Genomic DNA, 19,309 nt, shown 5'->3' with positions numbered 1-19,309 from the left:
GTGTGGGCCCGCCTGGAGGCACTCCTCTTCTCAAGCCGCGGCTCCTCACACGCGGGTCCACTTCTGGTTGGCCTGGCCGTTGCAGGTCCACAGGACCAGCGGGGTTCCGTTGGCGGTGCCGGCGCCGTTGACGTCGAGGCACAGCCCCGCGTTGACGTTGCGGATCGATCCGTCGGAGCCGACGGTCCACTTCTGGTTGTTCTGGCCGTTGCAGGGCCAGGTGATGACCCGGGTGCCGTTGGTGGTGCCCTGGTTGTAGGCGTCCAGGCACTTGTCGCCGAAGACGCGGATCTCGCCGCCGGCCCACGTGGTCCACAGCTGGTTGGCGGCCGTGTGACAGTCCCAGATGAGTACGGTGGCCCCGGCCGCGGTGGAGGCGTTGTCCACGTCCAGACAACGGCCGGATGCGGTGCCGCGCAGCCGTGAGGTGGTGGCGGCGAGCGGGCTGCCCCCGGTCACCCGGAACACGGCCACGCCGTGCGCGGGGACGCTCGCCGAGATCTGCCCGGACGTGCGGGACGTGCCGCCGGTCCACAGGTCGGTGAGGGTGAACTGCCCGCCGGACAGGCCGACTTGCGCGGCCGTGGTGGTGACCGTCGCCGTGCTGCCTCCCCGGTTGAACAGGCCCACCGCGACCGAGCCGTCGGACAGGGGCTTGGCGAACACCTCGGTGGCGCCGTCGTCGCGCACCCTGCGCCCGCCCGCGCCCAGCGAGTCCTGGTTCACCGCCAGCAGACGCGGGTTGCGCAGGATCGCGCTCACGTCGGCGGACATGGTGCGGATGTCGTTGCCGGCCATGAGCGGGGCGCCCATCAGCGCCCACAGGGCGAAGTGGGAGCGGGACTCGGTCAGTGACAGGCCGGGGCGGCCGACGACCAGCATGTCGGGGTCGTTCCAGTGGCCCGGGCCCGACTGCGCGGCGAGCGGCGCGGTGACGTCCAGGACGTTGCCGACGCCCATCGGATAGCTGTTGGTGTTGCCGTTCTGCCAGATGTCGAGCAGGTCCTCGGTCGTCCGCCACAGATCGGCGACCTCGCCCCAGTTGTACGTGGCGCCGGTGATGGCGTGGAAGCTGTTGGGGTTGATGCTGTAGACGATCGGCCGCCCGGTGGCGCGCAGGGCGTCGCGCATGAGCGAGAACCGCACGACCTGCTCGTCACGGGTGCCCTCGGAGGAACACCAGTCGTACTTGAGGTAGTCGACGCCCCACGAGGCGAACGTGTTGGCGTCCTGGACCTCGTGCCCCCTGCTGCCCGTCGCCCCGGGATAGGCGCCGGTGGTCTGCGCGCAGGTGCGCTCGCCCGGCACCTGGTAGATGCCGAACTTCAGGCCCTTGCTGTGGATGTAGTCCCCGAGGGCCTTCATCCCGCTCGGGAACTTGGCCGGATTGGCCCGCAGGTTTCCTGCCGCGTCGCGCTGCGGGTCGAACCAGCAGTCGTCGACCACGACGTACCGGTAGCCGGCGTCCCGCATGCCGGAGGACACCATCGCGTCGGCGGCCTGGCGGACCTGCGCCTCGGTGATCCCGCACCCGAAGCTGTTCCAGCTGTTCCACCCGAGAGGCGGGGTGAGCGCCGGGCTGCCCGGCGCGGCCGAGGCGGTGGTTTGAGAGGAGGCCGTCACGGACGCGGTGATCGTCAGCGCAGCGGTCGCGAGGAGGCGGAGCAATCGTCCGCCTGATCGTCTGGACACCTAGGGCTCCTTTTCCGGGGATCACGCAAGGAAGGTGGTCCGAAATTTCGGATGTCATTCGGAAACTGAGAGCCTCACGGATACTAGAGAGGCGAGCGGTCATGTCAACACGTCCGGCAGACCTGCCACGCCTTGCACGCCAGGCACCTGGGAATGCGGCACATCCGGGCTCATCCGAGTAAGTGACCTGCACTGATTCGCACTCAGCAGGCTCGAATATTTCGAGACATCCTACGAATCATGCGGAAACTCTTGACGGCGCCCACCGGCCCCCTATCATCCAGGTTGCTCGACAACTCGACTTGTATTCGAGATCCCGAACACGCCAGAGCCGCTCCACTCGAACCCGGCAGGGCACTTCCGGGTTGCGCCACCACAACGGCCGAGCCGCAAGGAGCACGCCACCCATGCATATGTCATGGCCCCATCAACCACTGTCCCGTCGTCGCGCGCTGACGGCCGCCACCGGCCTGGCCACCGGCGCGGTCCTCCCCCTGGCCACAGCCCAGGGGCCGGCCCGCGCAGCCGCCGCGGCGTACACGAACCCGGTGATCTGGCAGGACTTCGCGGACATCGACATCATCCGCGTCGGCGACACCTTCTACGCCTCCGCCTCGACGATGCACTATGCGCCGGGGGCGCCCGTCCTGCGGTCGTACGACCTGGTGAACTGGGAGATCGCCGGCCACTCGGTGCCCGTGCTCGACTTCGGCGCCAAGTACGACCTGAACGGCGCCCGTGGCTACGTCCGGGGCGTCTGGGCGTCGTCGCTGGCCTACCGTCCGAGCAACAGGACGTTCTACTGGCTGGGCCAGATCGACTTCGCCCGGACGTACATCTACACCGCCACCGCCGTCGAGGGGCCGTGGAGCAGGCTGACGACGATCAGCACGCCGTACTACGACGCGGGCCTGCTCGTGGACACCGACGACACCCTGTACGTGGCCTACGGGAACACCACCATCAGCGTCGCCCAGCTCTCGCCCGACGGCCGCAACCAGGTGCGCACGCAGCAGGTGTTCACGACACCGTCGAGTGTCGGCACGCTGGAGGGTGCCCGCTTCTACAAGATCAACGGGCAGTACTACATCTTCCTGACCCGCCCCGCCAACGGCCAGTACATCCTGAAGTCGTCGAGCGGCCCCTTCGGTCCGTACACGATGCGGCAGGTCCTTCTCGACCTGCGCGGGCCGATCCCCGGCGGTGGCGTCCCGCACCAGGGCGGGCTGGTGCAGACGCAGAGCGGCGCCTGGTACTACATGGCCTTCGTCGACGCGTATCCCGGCGGCCGGATGCCCGCCCTGGCACCCGTCACCTGGACCTCGGACGGCTGGCCCGTCGTGCAACTCGTCAACGGCGCATGGGGCACCTCGTATCCCAGCCCGGCCGTGCCCAATCCACCCCGCCAGGTCACCCCCATGACCGGCGTCGACACCTTCGACGGCACCACCCTCAAGCCCAGGTGGGAGTGGAACCACAACCCGGACAACACCAAGTGGTCGGTCGCCAACGGCCTGACCCTGCGGACCGCGACCGTCACCAACGACCTCTACTGGGCCCGTAACACCCTCACGCACCGCATCCAGGGCCCCACCTCCACCGCCACGGTCCAGCTCGACCACTCCGCGATGCGGTACGGCGACCGGGCCGGACTCGCGCTGCTGCGTGACTCCTCCGCCTGGGTCGGCGTCAAGCGCGACAGCGGCGCGACGCGGGTGGTGATGGTCAACGGGCTGACCATGGACGGCAATTGGAACACCACCGGCACCGGCACCGAGGTCGCGAGCGCGCCCGTCTCAGGCGGCCTGATCTGGCTGCGCGCGGGCGCGGACATCCGACCCGGCGCGGCTCGCCCCGGCGCCTTCTCCTACAGCACCGACGGCACCACGTTCACCCGGCTCGGGCCCGCCTTCTCCATGGGCAACGACTGGCGGTTCTTCATGGGCTACCGATTCGCCCTCTTCAACCACGCCACGCAGGCGCTCGGCGGCGCGGTCCGCGTCACGCGGTTCGAGCTGTCCACGCCCTGAACGATCGGAGGATCGCACACCCATCCCCCCACCGAACCGAACGAGGAGAACCATGAACCCGCTGAAACGACTCGGCCGTCGCCGAGCCTCGGTGTCAGCCCTGCTGGCGGCGGTCACCCTGGTGACGCCCGGGAGCGCGACCGGCGCACCCGACGACGTCAAAGCCTCCACCCTGGGCGCCCAAGCCGCCCAGTCCGGACGCTACTTCGGAACCGCCGTGGCCGCCGGACGGCTCGGCGACGGAACGTACACCGGCATCCTGGACCGCGAGTTCAACTCGGTCACACCCGAGAACGAGATGAAGTGGGACGCGACCGAGCCGTCCCGCGGCTCGTTCAACTTCGGCCCCGCCGACCAGATCACCAACCGCGCGGCGGCCCGCGGTCAGCGCCTGCGCGGCCACACCCTGGTCTGGCACTCCCAACTGCCCGGCTGGGTCAGCTCCATCAGGGACGCGAACACCCTGCGCAGCGTGATGAACAACCACATCACCACCGTGATGAACCGCTACAAGGGCCGGATCCACTCCTGGGACGTGGTCAACGAGGCCTTCGCGGACGGCGGCAGCGGTCAGCTGCGCGGCTCGGTCTTCCGGGACGTGCTGGGCAACGGCTTCCTCGAGGAGGCGTTCCGCACCGCGCGGTCGGCCGACCCGGCGGCCAAGCTCTGCTACAACGACTACAACATCGAGAACTGGAGCGACGCGAAGACGCAGGGCGTCTACCGCATGGTCCGCGACTTCAAGGCGCGCGGCGTGCCCATCGACTGCGTCGGCCTCCAGGCCCACTTCGGCACCGGCGGCCCGCCCGCCGGCTTCCAGACGACGCTGTCGAACTTCGCCGCCCTCGGCGTGGACGTACAGATCACCGAGCTGGACATCGCGCAGGCGCCGCCGACCGCTTACGCGAACACGGTGCGGGCCTGTATGAACGTCGCGCGCTGCACCGGCATCACCGTCTGGGGCATCCGGGACAGCGACTCCTGGCGGGCCTCGGAGAACCCGCTGCTGTTCGACCGCGGTGGCAACAAGAAGCCGGCGTACAACGCGGTGCTGACGACGCTGGGCGGCACGCCCGCCGCCACCCGGAGCGCCCCCAAGGCCGCCGCCCTGCCCGGTAGTTACTCGTGGAGCTCCAGCGGCCAGCTGATCTCGCCGAAGCCGGACGCCGCACACAACATCGCCGGGATCAAGGACCCGACGGTCGTCCACTACAACGGCAAGTACCACGTGTTCGCCAGCGTCGCCAGCTCCTCGGGATACAACCTGGCGTACCTGAACTTCAGCGACTGGTCCCAGGCCGGCTCGGCCACGCACCACTATCTGGACCGCAGCGCCATCGGGCAGGGGTACCGGGCCGCGCCGCAGGTCTTCTACTACGCGCCGCAACGCCTGTGGTACCTCGTGTACCAGACCGGCAACGCGTCGTACTCCACCAACCCCGACATCAGCAACCCGAACGGCTGGAGCGCGCCGCGCAACTTCTACTCGCAGATGCCCGACATCATCCGGCAGAACATCGGCAACGGCTACTGGGTCGACATGTGGGTGATCTGCGACAGCGCCAACTGCTACCTGTTCTCCTCCGACGACAACGGGCACCTCTACCGCTCGCAGACGACCGTCGGCCAGTTCCCGAACGGCTTCACCAACACGGTCATCGCGGCACAGGACTCCAAGTACGCCCTGTTCGAAGCGAGCAATGTCTACAAGGTGCAGGGCAGTAATCAGTACTTGCTCCTGGTCGAGGCCATCGGCTCGGACGGCCGGCGCTACTTCCGCTCCTGGACCTCGGGCAGCCTGGCCGGCTCCTGGACACCTCTCGCAGCGTCCGAGAGCAATCCGTTCGCGCGGGCCAACAACGTCACCTTCCCCTCGGGGGCCTGGACCAGGGACATCAGCCACGGCGAGATGATCCGTGCCGGCTACGACCAGACACTCACCATTCCCTCCTGCCGGCTCCAGTACCTCTACCAGGGCATGAACCCCAACGCGGGCGGCGACTACAACCTCCTCCCGTGGCGGCTCGGCCTCCTCACCCAGACCAACTCGACCTGCTGACCGAGTCAGAAAGCCGAGGTACCCGTCATGCGCCGCAGACTCCTCGCCCTGGTGGCAGCGCTCTCCTCGCTGCCACTGGCGCTCGCCGCCGCCCCGTCCGCCCACGCGGCCGACCCGACGACCATGACCAACGGGTTCCACGTGGACCCCGACTCCAGCGCGAAGCGGTGGGCCGCCGCCAATCCCGGTGACGGCCGGACATCCGCGATCAACACCTCCATCGCCAACACCCCGACGGCCCGCTGGTTCGGGTCCTGGAGCGGCACCATCGGCACGGCGACCGGCGCGTACGTGGGCGCCGCGGACGCCCAGGACAAGCTGCCCATCCTCGTCGCCTACAACATCTACAACCGCGACTACTGCGGCGGGCACTCCGCGGGCGGAGCCTCCTCGCCGTCCGCCTACGCGAACTGGATCGCCCAGTTCGCGGGCGGGATCGCGGGCCGCCCGGCCGTCGTCGTCCTCGAACCGGACTCCCTCGGGGACTACGGCTGCATGACCCAGGCCCAGATCGACGAACGCGAGACCATGCTCACCGGCGCGCTCGCCGAGTTCAACCGCCAGGCTCCCAACACCTGGGTGTACATGGACGCCGGCAACCCGGCCTGGGCGAGCGCGGCGACCATGGCCCAGCGCCTCCACGAAGCCGGCCTCCGACAGGCCCACGGCTTCTCGCTCAACGTCTCCAACTACCTGACCACGGCCGAGAACACCGCTTACGGCAACGCCGTCAACAATGAACTGCGCACCCGGTACGGCTACACCAAGCCGTTCGTCGTGGACACCAGCCGCAACGGCAACGGCTCCAACGGCCAGTGGTGCAACCCTTCAGGCCGCCGTATCGGCACCCCCACCCAGCTGGACGGAGGCGCCGAGATGCTCTTGTGGATCAAGGTCCCGGGCGAGTCCGACGGCAACTGCGGGGTGGGAAGCGGCTCTTCGGCCGGACAGTTCCTCCCGGAGGTCGCCTACAAGATGATCTACGGCTACTGATCCGGGTGCGGGCCGAGGTCGACCGCAGGGTGGTCGGCCCAGGCACCCCAGTTGGTCCCGGTCACGCGAGCCGGATTCCGAACCACTGCAGGCGGAGAGCAGTGGCATCCCACCTGCCACCGCTGCGGTGGCGACCGCCGTGGAGGCGAGGAAGCCTCTCCTGCTGGGTCCGGAGGGGGCGGAGGCGGAGTTCGGCGTCATTGCTTCAACCCTTCCTGGCGCACCTGAAGCAGACATCCAACTACTACGACGCGAGGTAGGGGGTGCTGACCACTTGAGCTCGCCCTGGCGTCGAACAATCGTCGAAGCGCTTCGAAATACCTGCTTCTTCACATCAATGGCACCCCGCTCGCGGCCGGCCTGGAGGACTTCGTCGCGGCTCTCGCCCAGGTCCGGGAAAGGCACGGAACGATGAAGAGTGAGGACGCCGCCGCACTCGACGATCCGGTGGGCGAGTCACTGCGCGGCCACCACGCGGCCCTCGCCCGGCTGCTCGGTCCGGGCGGGTTCGCCGACATGTTCAGCTGCCCGGCGACCGGCCCGTCCAGCCGCGTGCCGCGACCGGCACCGACATGGTCGAACTGGGTCCGGCCGATGTGCCCGAGATGCTCGACCTCGCCGCGCGAACCCGGCCCGGGCCGTTCTGGCAGCGCACCCACGAACTCGGCACCTACCTCGGCATCCGCGCGGCCGGCAGGCTGGTGGCCATGGCGGGCGAACGGCTCCGGCCTCCGGGATGGACCGAGATCAGCGCGGTGTGCACGGCACCCGAGGCACGCGGGCAAGGCCATGCCGCCCGCCTGGTGAGCCCGCTCACCGCAGGCATCCGCTCCCGGCACGAACGTCCCTTCCTGCACGTGGCCGAGACGAACACCGCCGCGATCGCACTCTACGGGCGGCTCGGCTTCGAATCCCGCACCCACGTGACCTTTCGAGGGTTCCGGACGCCGTGAGCGCAACGGCCGCATCTCCCAAATCGTGTCCCGGCTCACATGGCATGACCGCGGCGTCGCCGACACCATGGTCCTCGTCACGGGCAGGCCGCGAAGGGATCCAGGATGTTCCGCAAGGTACTGGTCGCCAACCGAGGCGAGATCGCCATTCGTGCGTTCCGCGCCGGCTATGAGCTGGGGGCGCGCACCGTCGCCGTGTTCCCGCACGAGGACCGCAACTCGCTGCACCGGCTCAAGGCGGACGAGGCGTACGAGATCGGCGAGCCGGGCCACCCGGTGCGGGCGTATCTCTCGGTCGACGAGATCGTACGAGCGGCTCAGCGGGCCGGCGCGGACGCCGTCTACCCGGGCTACGGCTTCCTCTCCGAGAACCCGGAGCTGGCCCGTGCCTGCGAGAGCGCGGGCATCACCTTCGTCGGGCCGGACGCGGACACGCTGGAGCTGACCGGTAACAAGGCCCGCGCGGTGGCCGCCGCCCGCGCGGCCGGCGTACCGGTGCTCGGCTCCTCGCAGCCCTCGAACGACGTCGACGAACTGGTCCGTGCCGCCGACGACGTCGGCTTCCCGGTGTTCGTGAAGGCCGTCGCGGGCGGCGGAGGGCGTGGCATGCGGCGCGTGGAAACGCCGGCGCAGTTGCGCGAGTCCATCGAGGCGGCCTCGCGCGAGGCGGCGTCGGCTTTCGGTGACCCGACTGTCTTCCTGGAGAAGGCCGTTGTGGAGCCCCGCCACATCGAGGTGCAGATCCTCGCCGACGGCGAGGGCAACGTCATCCACCTGTTTGAGCGGGACTGCTCGGTGCAGCGCCGCCACCAGAAGGTGATCGAGCTGGCGCCCGCGCCCAACCTCGACCCGGATCTGCGGGAGCGGATCTGCGCGGACGCCGTGCGCTTCGCCCGCGAGATCGGCTACCGCAACGCCGGCACCGTGGAGTTCCTGCTCGACCGCGACGGCAACCACGTCTTCATCGAGATGAACCCGCGCATCCAGGTCGAGCACACGGTCACCGAGGAGGTGACCGACGTCGACCTGGTCCAGGCACAAATGCGCATCGCCTCCGGCGAGACCCTCGCCGACCTCGGGCTCGCCCAGGAGACGCTCACCCTGCGCGGCGCCGCGCTGCAGTGCCGTATCACCACCGAGGACCCGGCCAACGGCTTCCGCCCCGACACCGGCCGGATCAGCGCCTACCGCTCACCGGGCGGCTCGGGCATCCGTCTGGACGGCGGCACCACGCATGCCGGTACCGAGATCAGCGCGCACTTCGACTCGATGCTGGTGAAGCTGACCTGCCGGGGCCGGGATCTCACCGCCGCGATCGGCCGGGCCCGGCGCGCGGTCGCCGAATTCCGGATCCGCGGTGTCTCCACGAACATCCCGTTCCTCCAAGCCGTCCTGGACGACCCCGACTTCCAGGCCGGCCGGGTCACCACGTCGTTCATCGAGCAGCGGCCTCACCTGCTGACGGCACGGCACTCCGCGGACCGCGGCACCAAGCTGCTGACCTATCTCGCCGACGTCACCGTCAACAAGCCGCACGGCGAGCGACCGGACCTCATCGACCCCACGACCAAGCTGCCGCCCCGGCCGGCCGGTGAGCCGCCCGCCGGCTCCCGGCAGCGGCTTGCCGAGCTCGGCCCCGAGGGCTTCGCCCGAGCGTTGCGCGAGTCGCCGCTCCTCGGCGTCACCGACACCACCTTCCGCGACGCCCACCAGTCCCTGCTGGCCACCCGGGTACGCACCAAGGACCTGCTGGCCGTCGCCCCCGTCGTCGCGCGCACCCTGCCCGAGCTGCTCTCCCTGGAATGCTGGGGCGGCGCGACCTACGACGTCGCCCTGCGTTTCCTCGCCGAGGACCCGTGGGAGCGCCTGGCCGCCCTGCGCGAGGCCGTGCCCAACGTCTGCCTGCAGATGCTGCTGCGCGGCCGGAACACCGTCGGCTACACCCCGTATCCCACCGAGGTGACCGACGCGTTCGTGCAGGAGGCCGCGGCCACCGGCATCGACATCTTCCGCATCTTCGACGCGCTCAACGACGTCGGCCAGATGCGCCCGGCCATCGACGCCGTACGCGAGACGGGGACGGCGATCGCCGAGGTGGCGCTCTGCTACACCGCGGACCTGTCCAACCCCTCCGAGCGCCTGTACACGCTCGACTACTATCTGCGCCTCGCCGAGCAGATCGTCGAGGCGGGCGCCCACGTCCTGGCCGTCAAGGACATGGCGGGCCTGCTGCGCGCCCCCGCCGCCGCGACCCTCGTCTCGGCGCTGCGCCGCGAGTTCGGCCTCCCGGTCCATCTGCACACCCATGACACCGCGGGCGGCCAGCTCGCCACCTACCTCGCGGCGGCCCAGGCGGGCGTGGACGCGGTGGACGGGGCGGTGGCCTCGATGGCGGGTACGACGTCGCAGCCGTCCCTGTCGGCGATCGTCGCCGCCACCGACCACTCCGAACGGCCGACGGGCCTGGACCTCCAGGCCGTCGGGGACCTGGAGCCGTACTGGGAGAGCGTCCGCCGTGTGTACGCGCCGTTCGAGGCGGGCCTCGCCTCCCCCACCGGGCGCGTCTATCACCACGAGATCCCCGGCGGCCAGCTGTCCAACCTGCGCACCCAGGCCGTCGCGCTCGGCCTCGGCGACCGCTTCGAGGAGATCGAGGCGATGTACGCCGCCGCCGACCGCATCCTGGGCCGGCTGGTGAAGGTCACTCCCTCGTCGAAGGTGGTCGGCGACCTGGCCCTGCATCTGGTGGGAGCCGGTGTGACGCCGGAGGACTTCGAGGCGACGCCCGACCGGTTCGACATCCCCGACTCGGTCATCGGCTTCCTGCGCGGCGAGCTGGGGACCCCGCCGGGCGGCTGGCCGGAGCCGTTCCGCACCAAGGCGCTCCAGGGACGCGCCGAGGCAAGGCCCGTACAGGATCTGACCACCGAGGACCGCGACGGCCTGGAGAAGTCCCGTCGCGCCACCCTCAACCGGCTCCTCTTCCCGGGCCCGACGCGCGAATTCGAGACCCACCGTCAGTCGTACGGCGACACCAGCGTCCTGGACAGCAAGCACTTCTTCTACGGCCTGCGCCCCGCCAAGGAATACGCCGTCGATCTCGAGCGCGGTGTACGCCTGCTCATCGAGCTCCAGGCCATCGGCGAGGCGGACGAACGCGGCATGCGCACCGTCATGGCCGGCCTGAACGGCCAGCTGCGGCCGGTCCAGGTCCGCGACGTGGCCGCCGCCTCGGACGCCCCCGTCACCGAGAAGGCGGACCGGACCAACCCCGGGCATGTGGCGGCGCCGTTCGCCGGCGTGGTGACGCTCGCGGTCGCCGAGGGCGACGTGGTGGAGGCCGGCATGACCGTGGCCACCATCGAGGCGATGAAGATGGAGGCCGCCATCACCGCGCCGACGGCGGGCCGGGTCACGCGGCTGGCCATCAACCGCATCCAGCAGGTGGAGGGCGGAGACCTGCTGGTGGAGGTCGTGTAGCGGGACGGAGGGGCGGGGGCCGGCACACAGGCCGCCGGCCCCTGCAACCCCCTCGCAACCTCCCGCGTGCTGCGCTGTCGGCATGTATGAAGAGACCCCGCGTGTCCAGCTCACGCCTGCGGCGGCCGACCTGTTGCGTCGGCTGCGGCAGGCGCACGGTCCGCTGATGTTCCATCAGTCCGGCGGCTGCTGCGACGGCAGTGCGCCCATGTGTTACCCGGAGGGCGAGTTCCGTACCGGCGGCTCGGACGTGCTGCTCGCGGAGCTGGCCGTGGACGGGGTCGAGGAGCCGGTGGGCTTCTGGATGTCGAGGAGTCAGTACGAGGTGTGGAGCCACACCCGGCTGATCGTCGATGTCGTCGAGGGCCGGGGCAGCGGCTTCTCGCTGGAGGCACCCGAGGGGGTGCGTTTTCTGATCCGTTCGCGCGTAGTCGGCGCTTAGGCACCCCGGCGGTCACCGCCCTCTGTTCCAATTCCCCTGAGTTCCACGACATGTGACGAGACCTCAGGGGGCACGGTGACGCGTCGTCAGAAACGGTTCGGAGCAGGCAGATCGGCACTCACGCTTCTCACGGCATTCGGCGCGCTGGTCGGTGCGGCCCTGGTGGGGGCGGCACCGGCCGGCGCCGTTCAGGGCGGCACCCGGATCGCGCCGGGTGTCACGTACGAGCAGTTCGACATCCAGGCGGCCAAGGGGCTGACGCGGGCGCATGTGCTCAGCGTCGACCTGCGCAATCCGAAGGTCCGGCTCGGACTGCTGTATCCGGGGGCGGTGGCCGCCCGCGGGACGGTTTCCCGGCTGGCCAACGCCCAGGGCGCCGTAGGGGGCGTCAACGGCGACTTCTTCAACCTCACCGAGACCCAGCACCCGGGCGTGCAGGCGACCGGCGCGAGCGTGGGACCGGCGATCGCCAAGGGCAGCGCCCTGAGCGCCGCGGTGCCCAATGGCCAGCGCTTCGGCCCCGCGCTGCCGCCCGGCACGAGCACGAAGGACGTGTTCGGAGTCGGCGACGACCGGCGGGCCCGGCTGGACAGCCTCTCCCTGACCGGGTCAATCAGCACGCCCGACGGGAAGGTGCCGCTCGGCGGGCTCAATCAGTACGCACTGCCGGTGGGCTCGGTCGGCGCCTACACCGCCAAGTGGGGCAGCGTCTCCCGGGTGCGCGCGACGTGCGGCACGGACACCAACCGGGCCGCGCCGTGCAGTACCGACACGTACGAGGTGACGGTTCGCGGGGGACGCGTGGTGTCGACCGCCGACACCCCGGGCAGCGGCACCATCGCCAAGGACAGCACCGTGCTGGTCGGCCGGGAGGCGGGTGCGCAGCAGCTGCGGAAGCTGTCCAAGGGGGAGCGCGTCACGGTGCAGCACAAGCTGGTGGCGGCCGAGTCCCGGAAACCGTTCAGCTTCGCCCTGGGCGGCTTTCCGGTCCTGGCGGACGGACAGCCGTTGGCCGGACTGGACAACAGGACCGCGGCGGTGCGCACGGCCGTGGGCATCGCGGACGGCGGGCGGCGGGTGATTCTGCTCGCGCTGGACGGCGCCGCCGAGTACCGCACGGGCCTGACGGTCGCCGAAGTCGCCGACGTCATGCGGAAGTTGGGCTCGGTCGACGCGTTCAACCTGGACGGCGGCGGGTCATCGACACTGGTCGCCCGCGCGCCGGCCGCGAGCGCCGCGAGCGTACGCAACCACCCCTCCGGCGGCATGGAACGCCCCGTCCCGAACGGCATCGGGGTCTTCTCGGCCGGCTGACCGCAACGGTGGCCTCACGGTCTCAGACTGCTGACGATGTCCGCGGTCGCCGTGAGGCCGCTCTCGATGGTCGGCGCCATGCTCGAACTCGCCATGTAGAACCCGAGCAGCGCGCAGACGATCGCGTGGCTGGGCTTCAGCCCGCCGTGGCGCAGGAAGATCACCGCCAGGACCAACAGCAGCAGCACCACAGAGATGGACACGGCCATCGAAAACCTCCTCCGCTACGTCCGCTTCGCGGCGTTCGGCCACGAGTGTGGCGTAGCGGAGGGTTCGTCCGGGCGGCTGGCGTGTCCTCCGAACGTGTGGTGTCCAGCGCCTGATCCGCCGGGCAGGCCCTAGGCCGACCGGTGTGCGTCCAGGAAGGCTTCCAGGCCGATCAGGTCGTCGGTGTTGAGGTAGTCGACGTCGGCGGCGAGGAGTTCCGTCCACAGGGCGTCCCGGGCGGGGCCCGCGATGTCCGGGGTGGCCCAGAAGCGGACCTTCTGCCCGCGGGCGTGTGCGGCCTGGACGATGGTGTGCAGCTTCTGCCGCTCGGCGGCCGGGAAGGCGCCCACGCCCCGCCAGGTGAAGTTGAGCGTCCAGTTGTCGCTGATCAGCGAGACGAAGGAGGCGGGCGCGGAGCTGCCGAGGTCGGCGAGCCGGCCGTCGTAGAAGGCCCGGCGTACGGTCTGGGCCTCCATGGGGACGCGGGCCGCCCGGTCGCCGGAGATCACCGCGGTGACGGGACCGGGGTACACCCGGCCGTGCGCGTACGTGGTGAACAGGCCCTTGTAGCGCCGCAGGTGCCGGTCGAGCTCGAGGTACGTCGACGAGCCCTCGGTCTTGATGTCGATGAGCAGCTGGAGCGAGCCGCGGTAACCCCGGTAGACGGAACCGTGGTTGGCCTTCACACGGGACGCGAGCGTGTCCAGGTAGAGGGATTCGAGGGTGCGGGCCGGGTCGAGGTCCACCTGGTCGTGCGCGACGAGGAGCTGGTCCCCGACGAGCCAGATGTCGGCCTCGACGCTGCCGAAGCGGTGGTCGAGGGCGTCCAGGAGGGGACGGGGGTGCTCGTAGTCGTTGTGTGCGTGGGCGCGCCAGAGCGGGCGCGGGTGATGCTTCTTCTGCTCGCCCGCCAGTGCCTGTGAGGCGGGCACCACGACCGCGCCCGCGAGGGCGGCGCCGAGGGTGAGGACTCTGCGACGGGTGGTGTGGGCCATGCTCTCTCCCCGAGGTGTTCTGAAGTGAAACCGAATGGGGGTACCACCCGGTTGAGCGAATTCGAAACCGGGGGAGAGTATGCGTTCGAGGGGGTCCCAAGAAACCCCGTGGGAAAGTGAGTTGGCCGGACTGCCGCCGTGAGTTCACTTCCTTGGCCGAAGGCACACCGAAAAGCCCGCCCCTGGTGGGACGGGCTTCTCTCGGTCTACTCCCAGGTGTACGTCAGGGGGCGCGCAGGTCGACCAGTTCGGCCAGCGCGGTACGGTGGCCGCCCGCGGTGCCGTAGGCGATCGAGTCCGCCTTGGCGCGCTTCAGATACAGATGCGCCGGGTGCTCCCAGGTCATCCCGAGACCGCCGTGCAACTGCACCGCCTCCTCGGCGGCATGGACGGCGACGCCCGCCGCATAGGCCTGCGCGACGGCGACCGCCACCTCGACGTCCTCGCCGGTCGCGAGCGCGTCCGCCGCGTTCCGGGCAGCGGCGCGCAGGTTGACGACCTCCAGCCACAGCTGCGCGAGCCGGTGCTTGAGCGCCTGGAACCCGCCGACGGGCCGGTTGAACTGCTTGCGCTCCTTGAGATACCGGACCGTCTCGGTCAACGCCCAGTCGGCGAGTCCGAGTTGCTCGGACGCGAGCAGCCCGGCTCCGGCCCGCAGGGCCCGTCGTACGGCGGGCCCGGCATCGCCCAGCCGCCGCCCGCGAGCACCCTCCAGCACCACGCGCGCCACCGGCCGCGTCAGGTCCAGCGACACCTGCGGTACGACGGTCACGGCAGCGGCGTCCACGGCGTACAGCCCACCGTCGTCCGCGGGCACCAGCAGCACGTCCGCGGCCGACGCGTCCGCGATGCCGGTCAACTCGCCGCGCAGGGCACCGTCTTCATGTCGTACGGCCTTGAAGGCGCCGTCCGGAGCGACGTTCAGGGCGACGGCGAGGACGCCGATCCGCCGCCCGGACGCCAGCTCGGCGAGCAGGTCGTCGGCGTCGCAGGCCAGCAAGGCCTCCGTGGCGACCACCGCGCTCGTCAGATACGGCACGGGGGCGACGGCCCGCCCCAACTCCTCCAGCACGACGGCGACTTCGCGGTGGGTGGCGCCCTGGCCGCCCTGTGCCTCGGGGACGAGCAGCCCCGCGAGTCCCATGCCGTCGGCGAGGGACTTCCACAACGAGAGGTCGTGCGGGGCGTCGGACTCGGTGCGGGCGATGACGCCCGCCGCGTCGCAGTGGTCGGTGAGCAGGTCACGGACGGCCGCGCGCAGCGCCTCTTCCTCCTCGGAGTACAGCAAATCGCTCATCGGGCCAGGTCCTTCCACGCGACGTCCTTGTCGGTGCGCGGCTCCGCGGGCAGGCCCAGGACGCGCTCGGCGACGATGTTCAGCAGGACCTCGCTGGTCCCGCCCTCGATGCTGTTGCCCTTGGAGCGGAGGTAGCGGTAGCCGGCGTCACGGCCGGTGAAGTCGACCAGTTCCGGGCGTCGCATGGTCCAGTCGTCGTACAACAGGCCCTCCTCGCCGAGGAGTTCGACCTCCAGGCCGCTGATCTCCTGGTTGAGGCGGGCGAAGGACAGCTTCATGCCGGAGCCCTCGTAGCCGGGCTGGCCCGCGACGAGTTGCTGGCGCAGGCGTTCGCCGGTGAGGCGGGCGACCTCGGCCTCGACCCAGAGCTTCAGCAGGCGCTGGTGGAGGTCATGGGTGCGCAGTTCGGGGCGTTCGCGCCAGGTCTTCGCGATCGGCCCGATCATGCCGCCCTCGCGCGGGATGCGCATGCCGCCGATCGAGACGCGCTCGTTCATCAGCGTCGTCTGCGCGACCTTCCAGCCGTCGCCGACCTCGCCGAGGCGGTGTGCGTCCGGGATGCGGACGTCGGTGAGGAACACCTCGTTGAACTCGGCCTCGCCGGTGATCTGGCGCAGCGGCCTGACCTCGACGCCCGGGTCGGTCATGTCGCAGATGAAGTACGTGATGCCCGCGTGCTTGGGCAGATCGGGGTCGGTGCGGGCGATGAGGATGGCCCAGCGGGCGAGGTGGGCGCTGGAGGTCCACACCTTCTGCCCGTTGACGACCCAGTCGTCGCCCTCACGTACGGCACGCGTGCCGAGCGCGGCCAGGTCGGAGCCGGCACCCGGCTCGCTGAACAGCTGGCACCAGACCTCCTCGCCCACCCACAGCGGCCTGAGGAACCGCTGCTTCTGCTCCTCGGTGCCGTACTTCAGGATCGTCGGCGCCGCCATCCCGAGGCCGATGCCGATGCGCCGCGGGTCGTTGTCCGGGGCGCCCGCCGCCTCCAATTCGGCGTCCACGACGGCCTGGAGGGAGCGCGGCGCACCGAGTCCGCCGAGGCCCTCGGGGTAGTGCACCCAGGCGAGTCCGGCGTCGAAGCGGGCCTTGAGGAAGTCGATGCGTTCCGTGGTGGCGGGCGGGTGCGCGGCCAGCAACTCCCGTGTGCGGATGCGCAGTTCTGCGGCGTCGGTCATGCGGCGGCTCCGTTCTCCAGGGAGGGAACGACGGCGACCCGGCCCGTCGTGGCGCCGTCGGCGACCCGCTGCACCGCCGCCGCGGCCCCCTCCAGCGGCACCCGCTCGCTCACCAGCGGCTTGATCGCGCCCCGCGCGGCCAGCTCGGTGAGCTGCTCGTGGCAGTGCTGGACCAGCTTCGGGTTCTTGGTGTTGTACAGGCCCCAGTGCAGGCCGAGGATCGCGTAGTTCTTCACCAGCGCGTGGTTGAGGCCCGGGCTGGGGATCGTCCCGCTGGCGAAGCCGACGACCACGATCCGGCCCTCGAAGGCGACGACCTTGGCGGACTGGGTGTAGGCCGCGCCGCCGACGGGGTCGTAGATCACGTCGGCGCCCCGGCCGCCGGTGGCCTCCTTCACGGCGGCAACGACATCCTCGGCGCGGCGGTCGACGACGACATCGCAGCCCAGCTCCCGGGCGACGGCTGCCTTTTCGGCGCCGCCCACGACACCGATGACGGTGGCGCCGGCCGCCTTCCCGAGCTGCACGGCCGCGCTGCCGACCCCTCCTGCGGCAGCGTGGACGAGCAGCGTCTCGCCGGCTTCCAGCCGGGCCCGCCGGTGCAGGCCGAACCAGCCCGTCTGGTAGCCGATGTGCAGCGCGGCGGCCTCGGCGTCGTCCAGAGAATCGGGCGCGGGCAGCACAGCCGCGGCATCCGCGACGGCGTACTCGGCGAAGCCGCCGTACGGCAGGGCGGGGTTGGCGATCACCCGGCGCCCGTCCTCGGTCTCACCGCAGATCTCGACGCCCGGCGTGAACGGCAGCGGCGGCTTGACCTGGTACTGACCCCGGCACATCAGGGCATCGGGGAAGTTGATGTTGGCGGCACGCACCTTCAGCAGGACCTGGCCGTCGCCGGGCGTCGGCCGCTCGACGTCCGCCAGCCGCATCACCTCGCCCGGCTCACCGATCTCGTGCACTTGCCATGCCTGCATGCGGGGCCTCCACAGACTGCTTCGTCCGACCAGGTCCCTCGCATACTAAGCGGTCGCTTGCCGATCAGGGAACAGTCGCGTCCGTCACGCCCGCTTCGGCCGCGCCCGCACATGCATCCGCTCCCCCTGCGGCCCGAACAGACTGAGGAACTCCACCGGCCCCTCCCCCGTCGACCCGAACCAGTGCGGCACCCGCGTGTCGAACTCGGCCGCCTCCCCCGCGTTCAACACGATGTCGTGATCGCCCAGGATCATCCTCAGCCGCCCCGACATCACATACAGCCACTCGTAGCCCTCATGGGTCCGCGGCTCCACCGGCTCGGCCTCCTCCTGCGGCACCAGCACCTTGAAGGCCTGCAGGCCGCCGGGCTGGCGGGTCAGCGGCCAGTACGTGCGCCCATGCCTTCTGATCGGCTCGGCCCGCACCCGGGGATCGCGCACCGCGGGCGCGCCCACCAGCTCGTCCAGCGCCACCTCGTGCGCCCGCGCGATCGGCAGCAGCAGCTCCAGGCTGGGCTTGCGCAGGCCTGACTCCAGCCGGGACAGCGTGCTCACCGAGATGCCGGTCGCCTCGGAGAGCCCCGCCAGCGTGGCGCCCCGCTCCTTGCGGATCCGCCGCAGCCGCGGACCGACCTCGGCGAGCACCTCGTCCATGTCCTCGTCGTCGCTCATGGAGTCCATTGCAGTTTCGGCAAATGTGTTTGTCAATGTGGCAGTGGTGGCGCGACCGTCTGGCGTGGAGGTGGTCACCATGACCGAGACATACAGCGACACATACGAGGTGGTCGTCATCGGCGGCGGTGCGGCGGGCCTGTCCGCCGCTCTCGTCCTGGGCCGGGCCCGGCGCCGCACGCTGGTGGTCGACGCGGGCGAGCCACGCAACGCGCCCGCCGCGCACATGCAGGGCTATCTGTCCCGCGACGGCATGTCCCCCGCCGAGTTCCTCGCGATCGGCCGCGAGGAGATCGCGCGGTACGGAGTCGAGCTGGTCCGGGACACGGCCGTGGACGTCACCAAGGGCGAGGACTTCGCGGTCGAGCTCGCGAGCGGACGGACGGTGCGTGCCCGGCGTCTCGTCGTCACCACCGGCCTCAAGGACGAGCTGCCGGACGTCCCCGGCGTCGCCGAGCGCTTCGGGCGTGACGTGCTCCACTGCCCGTACTGCCACGGCTGGGAGGTGCGCGACCAGGCCTTCGGAGTGCTGGCGACCAGCCCGATGGGCGTGCACCAGGCGCTGATCGTCTCCCAGTGGTCCAAGGACGTGACCTTCTTCCTGCACAAGGTCGCCGAGGACGACCTGTCGGACGACGACCTGCGCAGGCTGGCCACGGCCGGCGTGCACGTCGTTCCCGGCGAGGTCGCAGGCCTGGTTGTCGAGGATGACCGCCTGACCGGCGTGCGACTCGCGGACGGTTCGACGTACGACCGCCAGGCGCTGTTCGTGGCACCGCGCGCGATCCCGCAGACCGGGCTGCTCGAACGGCTGGGCGCAGAGATGAACGAGACCCCCTTCGGCGCGTACCCGGTGGTCGACGCGACCGGCCTGACGACCGTGCCGGGCGTGTGGGCCGCGGGCAACGCGATGGGCTTCGGCGAGCAGGTCGTCAACGCGGCGAGCGGCGGCTACCGGGCGGCGGCCACGATCAACGGGGAACTGCTGATGACGGACCTTGACGACACGCCCTAAGGGGCGCA

At 70.5% G+C, this 19,309-nt stretch carries 14 protein-coding genes and 2 pseudogenes; 8 read left to right on the top strand and 8 right to left on the bottom strand.

From position 1 onward, the window contains the following. Positions 1–45 precede the first annotated feature (45 nt). Positions 46–1,692, bottom strand: coding sequence for a glycoside hydrolase family 27 protein (locus tag ACTWQO_RS10025; protein WP_443236856.1), 1,647 nt, complete (start codon positions 1,690–1,692; stop codon positions 46–48). Positions 1,693–2,105: 413 nt separating this feature from the next. Here ACTWQO_RS10025 and ACTWQO_RS10020 point away from each other — a divergent pair, with 413 nt between their 5' ends. The 3 genes from ACTWQO_RS10020 to ACTWQO_RS10010 are packed head-to-tail and all read left to right on the top strand — an operon-like array spanning position 2,106 to position 6,774. Continuing rightward, positions 2,106–3,722, top strand: a complete 1,617-nt coding sequence (locus ACTWQO_RS10020; RefSeq protein WP_443236900.1) for a glycoside hydrolase family 43 protein — start codon at positions 2,106–2,108, stop codon at positions 3,720–3,722. Positions 3,723–3,774: 52 nt separating this feature from the next. Then, positions 3,775–5,781 (top strand): non-reducing end alpha-L-arabinofuranosidase family hydrolase, encoded by a 2,007-nt coding sequence (locus ACTWQO_RS10015; RefSeq protein WP_443236855.1) that lies wholly within the window; start codon positions 3,775–3,777, stop codon positions 5,779–5,781. A 27-nt stretch (positions 5,782–5,808) separates the two neighbouring features. After that, positions 5,809–6,774, top strand: coding sequence for a glycoside hydrolase family 6 protein (locus ACTWQO_RS10010; RefSeq protein WP_443236854.1), 966 nt, complete (start codon positions 5,809–5,811; stop codon positions 6,772–6,774). 60 nt (positions 6,775–6,834) lie between these two features. On the opposite strand, the pseudogene ACTWQO_RS10005 reads toward ACTWQO_RS10010, so the two are convergent. Continuing rightward, positions 6,835–6,975 (bottom strand): annotated as a pseudogene (locus ACTWQO_RS10005) (twin-arginine translocation signal domain-containing protein); the annotation flags it as partial. A 210-nt stretch (positions 6,976–7,185) separates the two neighbouring features. Here ACTWQO_RS10005 and ACTWQO_RS10000 point away from each other — a divergent pair. The 4 genes and pseudogenes from ACTWQO_RS10000 (at position 7,186) to ACTWQO_RS09985 (ending at position 12,963) form a co-directional block, all read left to right on the top strand. After that, positions 7,186–7,727, top strand: a pseudogene (locus ACTWQO_RS10000) (GNAT family N-acetyltransferase). Positions 7,728–7,832: 105 nt separating this feature from the next. After that, positions 7,833–11,207, top strand: coding sequence for a pyruvate carboxylase (locus tag ACTWQO_RS09995; RefSeq protein WP_443236853.1), 3,375 nt, complete (start codon positions 7,833–7,835; stop codon positions 11,205–11,207). Between the two features lie 82 nt (positions 11,208–11,289). Then, positions 11,290–11,649 (top strand): DUF779 domain-containing protein, encoded by a 360-nt coding sequence (locus ACTWQO_RS09990; RefSeq protein WP_443236852.1) that lies wholly within the window; start codon positions 11,290–11,292, stop codon positions 11,647–11,649. Positions 11,650–11,724: 75 nt separating this feature from the next. Continuing rightward, the gene (locus tag ACTWQO_RS09985; protein ID WP_443236851.1) at positions 11,725–12,963 is read left to right on the top strand and encodes a phosphodiester glycosidase family protein; all 1,239 of its coding nucleotides are present in this window, start codon (positions 11,725–11,727) and stop codon (positions 12,961–12,963) included. A gap of 14 nt (positions 12,964–12,977) precedes the next feature. Here the strand turns inward: ACTWQO_RS09985 and ACTWQO_RS09980 are convergent, their stop codons facing one another. The 6 genes from ACTWQO_RS09980 to ACTWQO_RS09955 all read right to left on the bottom strand — a co-directional run bounded on the left by ACTWQO_RS09980 (position 12,978) and on the right by ACTWQO_RS09955 (position 18,286). After that, the gene (locus tag ACTWQO_RS09980) at positions 12,978–13,172 is read right to left on the bottom strand and encodes a hypothetical protein (protein WP_362943950.1); all 195 of its coding nucleotides are present in this window, start codon (positions 13,170–13,172) and stop codon (positions 12,978–12,980) included. A 129-nt stretch (positions 13,173–13,301) separates the two neighbouring features. Then, positions 13,302–14,165, bottom strand: coding sequence for a phosphatidylinositol-specific phospholipase C/glycerophosphodiester phosphodiesterase family protein (locus ACTWQO_RS09975; protein ID WP_443236850.1), 864 nt, complete (start codon positions 14,163–14,165; stop codon positions 13,302–13,304). A 223-nt stretch (positions 14,166–14,388) separates the two neighbouring features. Next, positions 14,389–15,462 (bottom strand): acyl-CoA dehydrogenase family protein, encoded by a 1,074-nt coding sequence (locus tag ACTWQO_RS09970; RefSeq protein WP_443236849.1) that lies wholly within the window; start codon positions 15,460–15,462, stop codon positions 14,389–14,391. Further along, on the bottom strand, positions 15,459–16,640 hold the full coding sequence (locus ACTWQO_RS09965; RefSeq protein ID WP_443236848.1) for an acyl-CoA dehydrogenase family protein: 1,182 nt from the start codon (positions 16,638–16,640) through the stop codon (positions 15,459–15,461). The genes ACTWQO_RS09970 and ACTWQO_RS09965 overlap by 4 nt, the downstream gene beginning before the upstream one ends. Beyond that, positions 16,637–17,614, bottom strand: coding sequence for an NADPH:quinone oxidoreductase family protein (locus ACTWQO_RS09960; protein ID WP_301978027.1), 978 nt, complete (start codon positions 17,612–17,614; stop codon positions 16,637–16,639). The genes ACTWQO_RS09965 and ACTWQO_RS09960 overlap by 4 nt, the downstream gene beginning before the upstream one ends. An 84-nt stretch (positions 17,615–17,698) precedes the next feature. Further along, positions 17,699–18,286, bottom strand: coding sequence for a helix-turn-helix domain-containing protein (locus ACTWQO_RS09955; RefSeq protein ID WP_443236847.1), 588 nt, complete (start codon positions 18,284–18,286; stop codon positions 17,699–17,701). Between the two features lie 79 nt (positions 18,287–18,365). Here ACTWQO_RS09955 and ACTWQO_RS09950 point away from each other — a divergent pair, with 79 nt between their 5' ends. Then, positions 18,366–19,301: an NAD(P)/FAD-dependent oxidoreductase gene (locus ACTWQO_RS09950; RefSeq protein WP_443236846.1), complete on the top strand. Its 936-nt coding sequence runs from the start codon at positions 18,366–18,368 to the stop codon at positions 19,299–19,301. Positions 19,302–19,309 lie beyond the last annotated feature (8 nt).

It is taken from the genome of Streptomyces sp. 4N124 (assembly GCF_052245395.1).
In the GTDB taxonomy this organism is placed as follows: Bacteria; Actinomycetota; Actinomycetes; order Streptomycetales; family Streptomycetaceae; genus Streptomyces.
The sequence above is the reverse complement of the archived record's forward strand: the minus strand, read 5'-3'. Positions and strand labels throughout refer to the sequence as shown.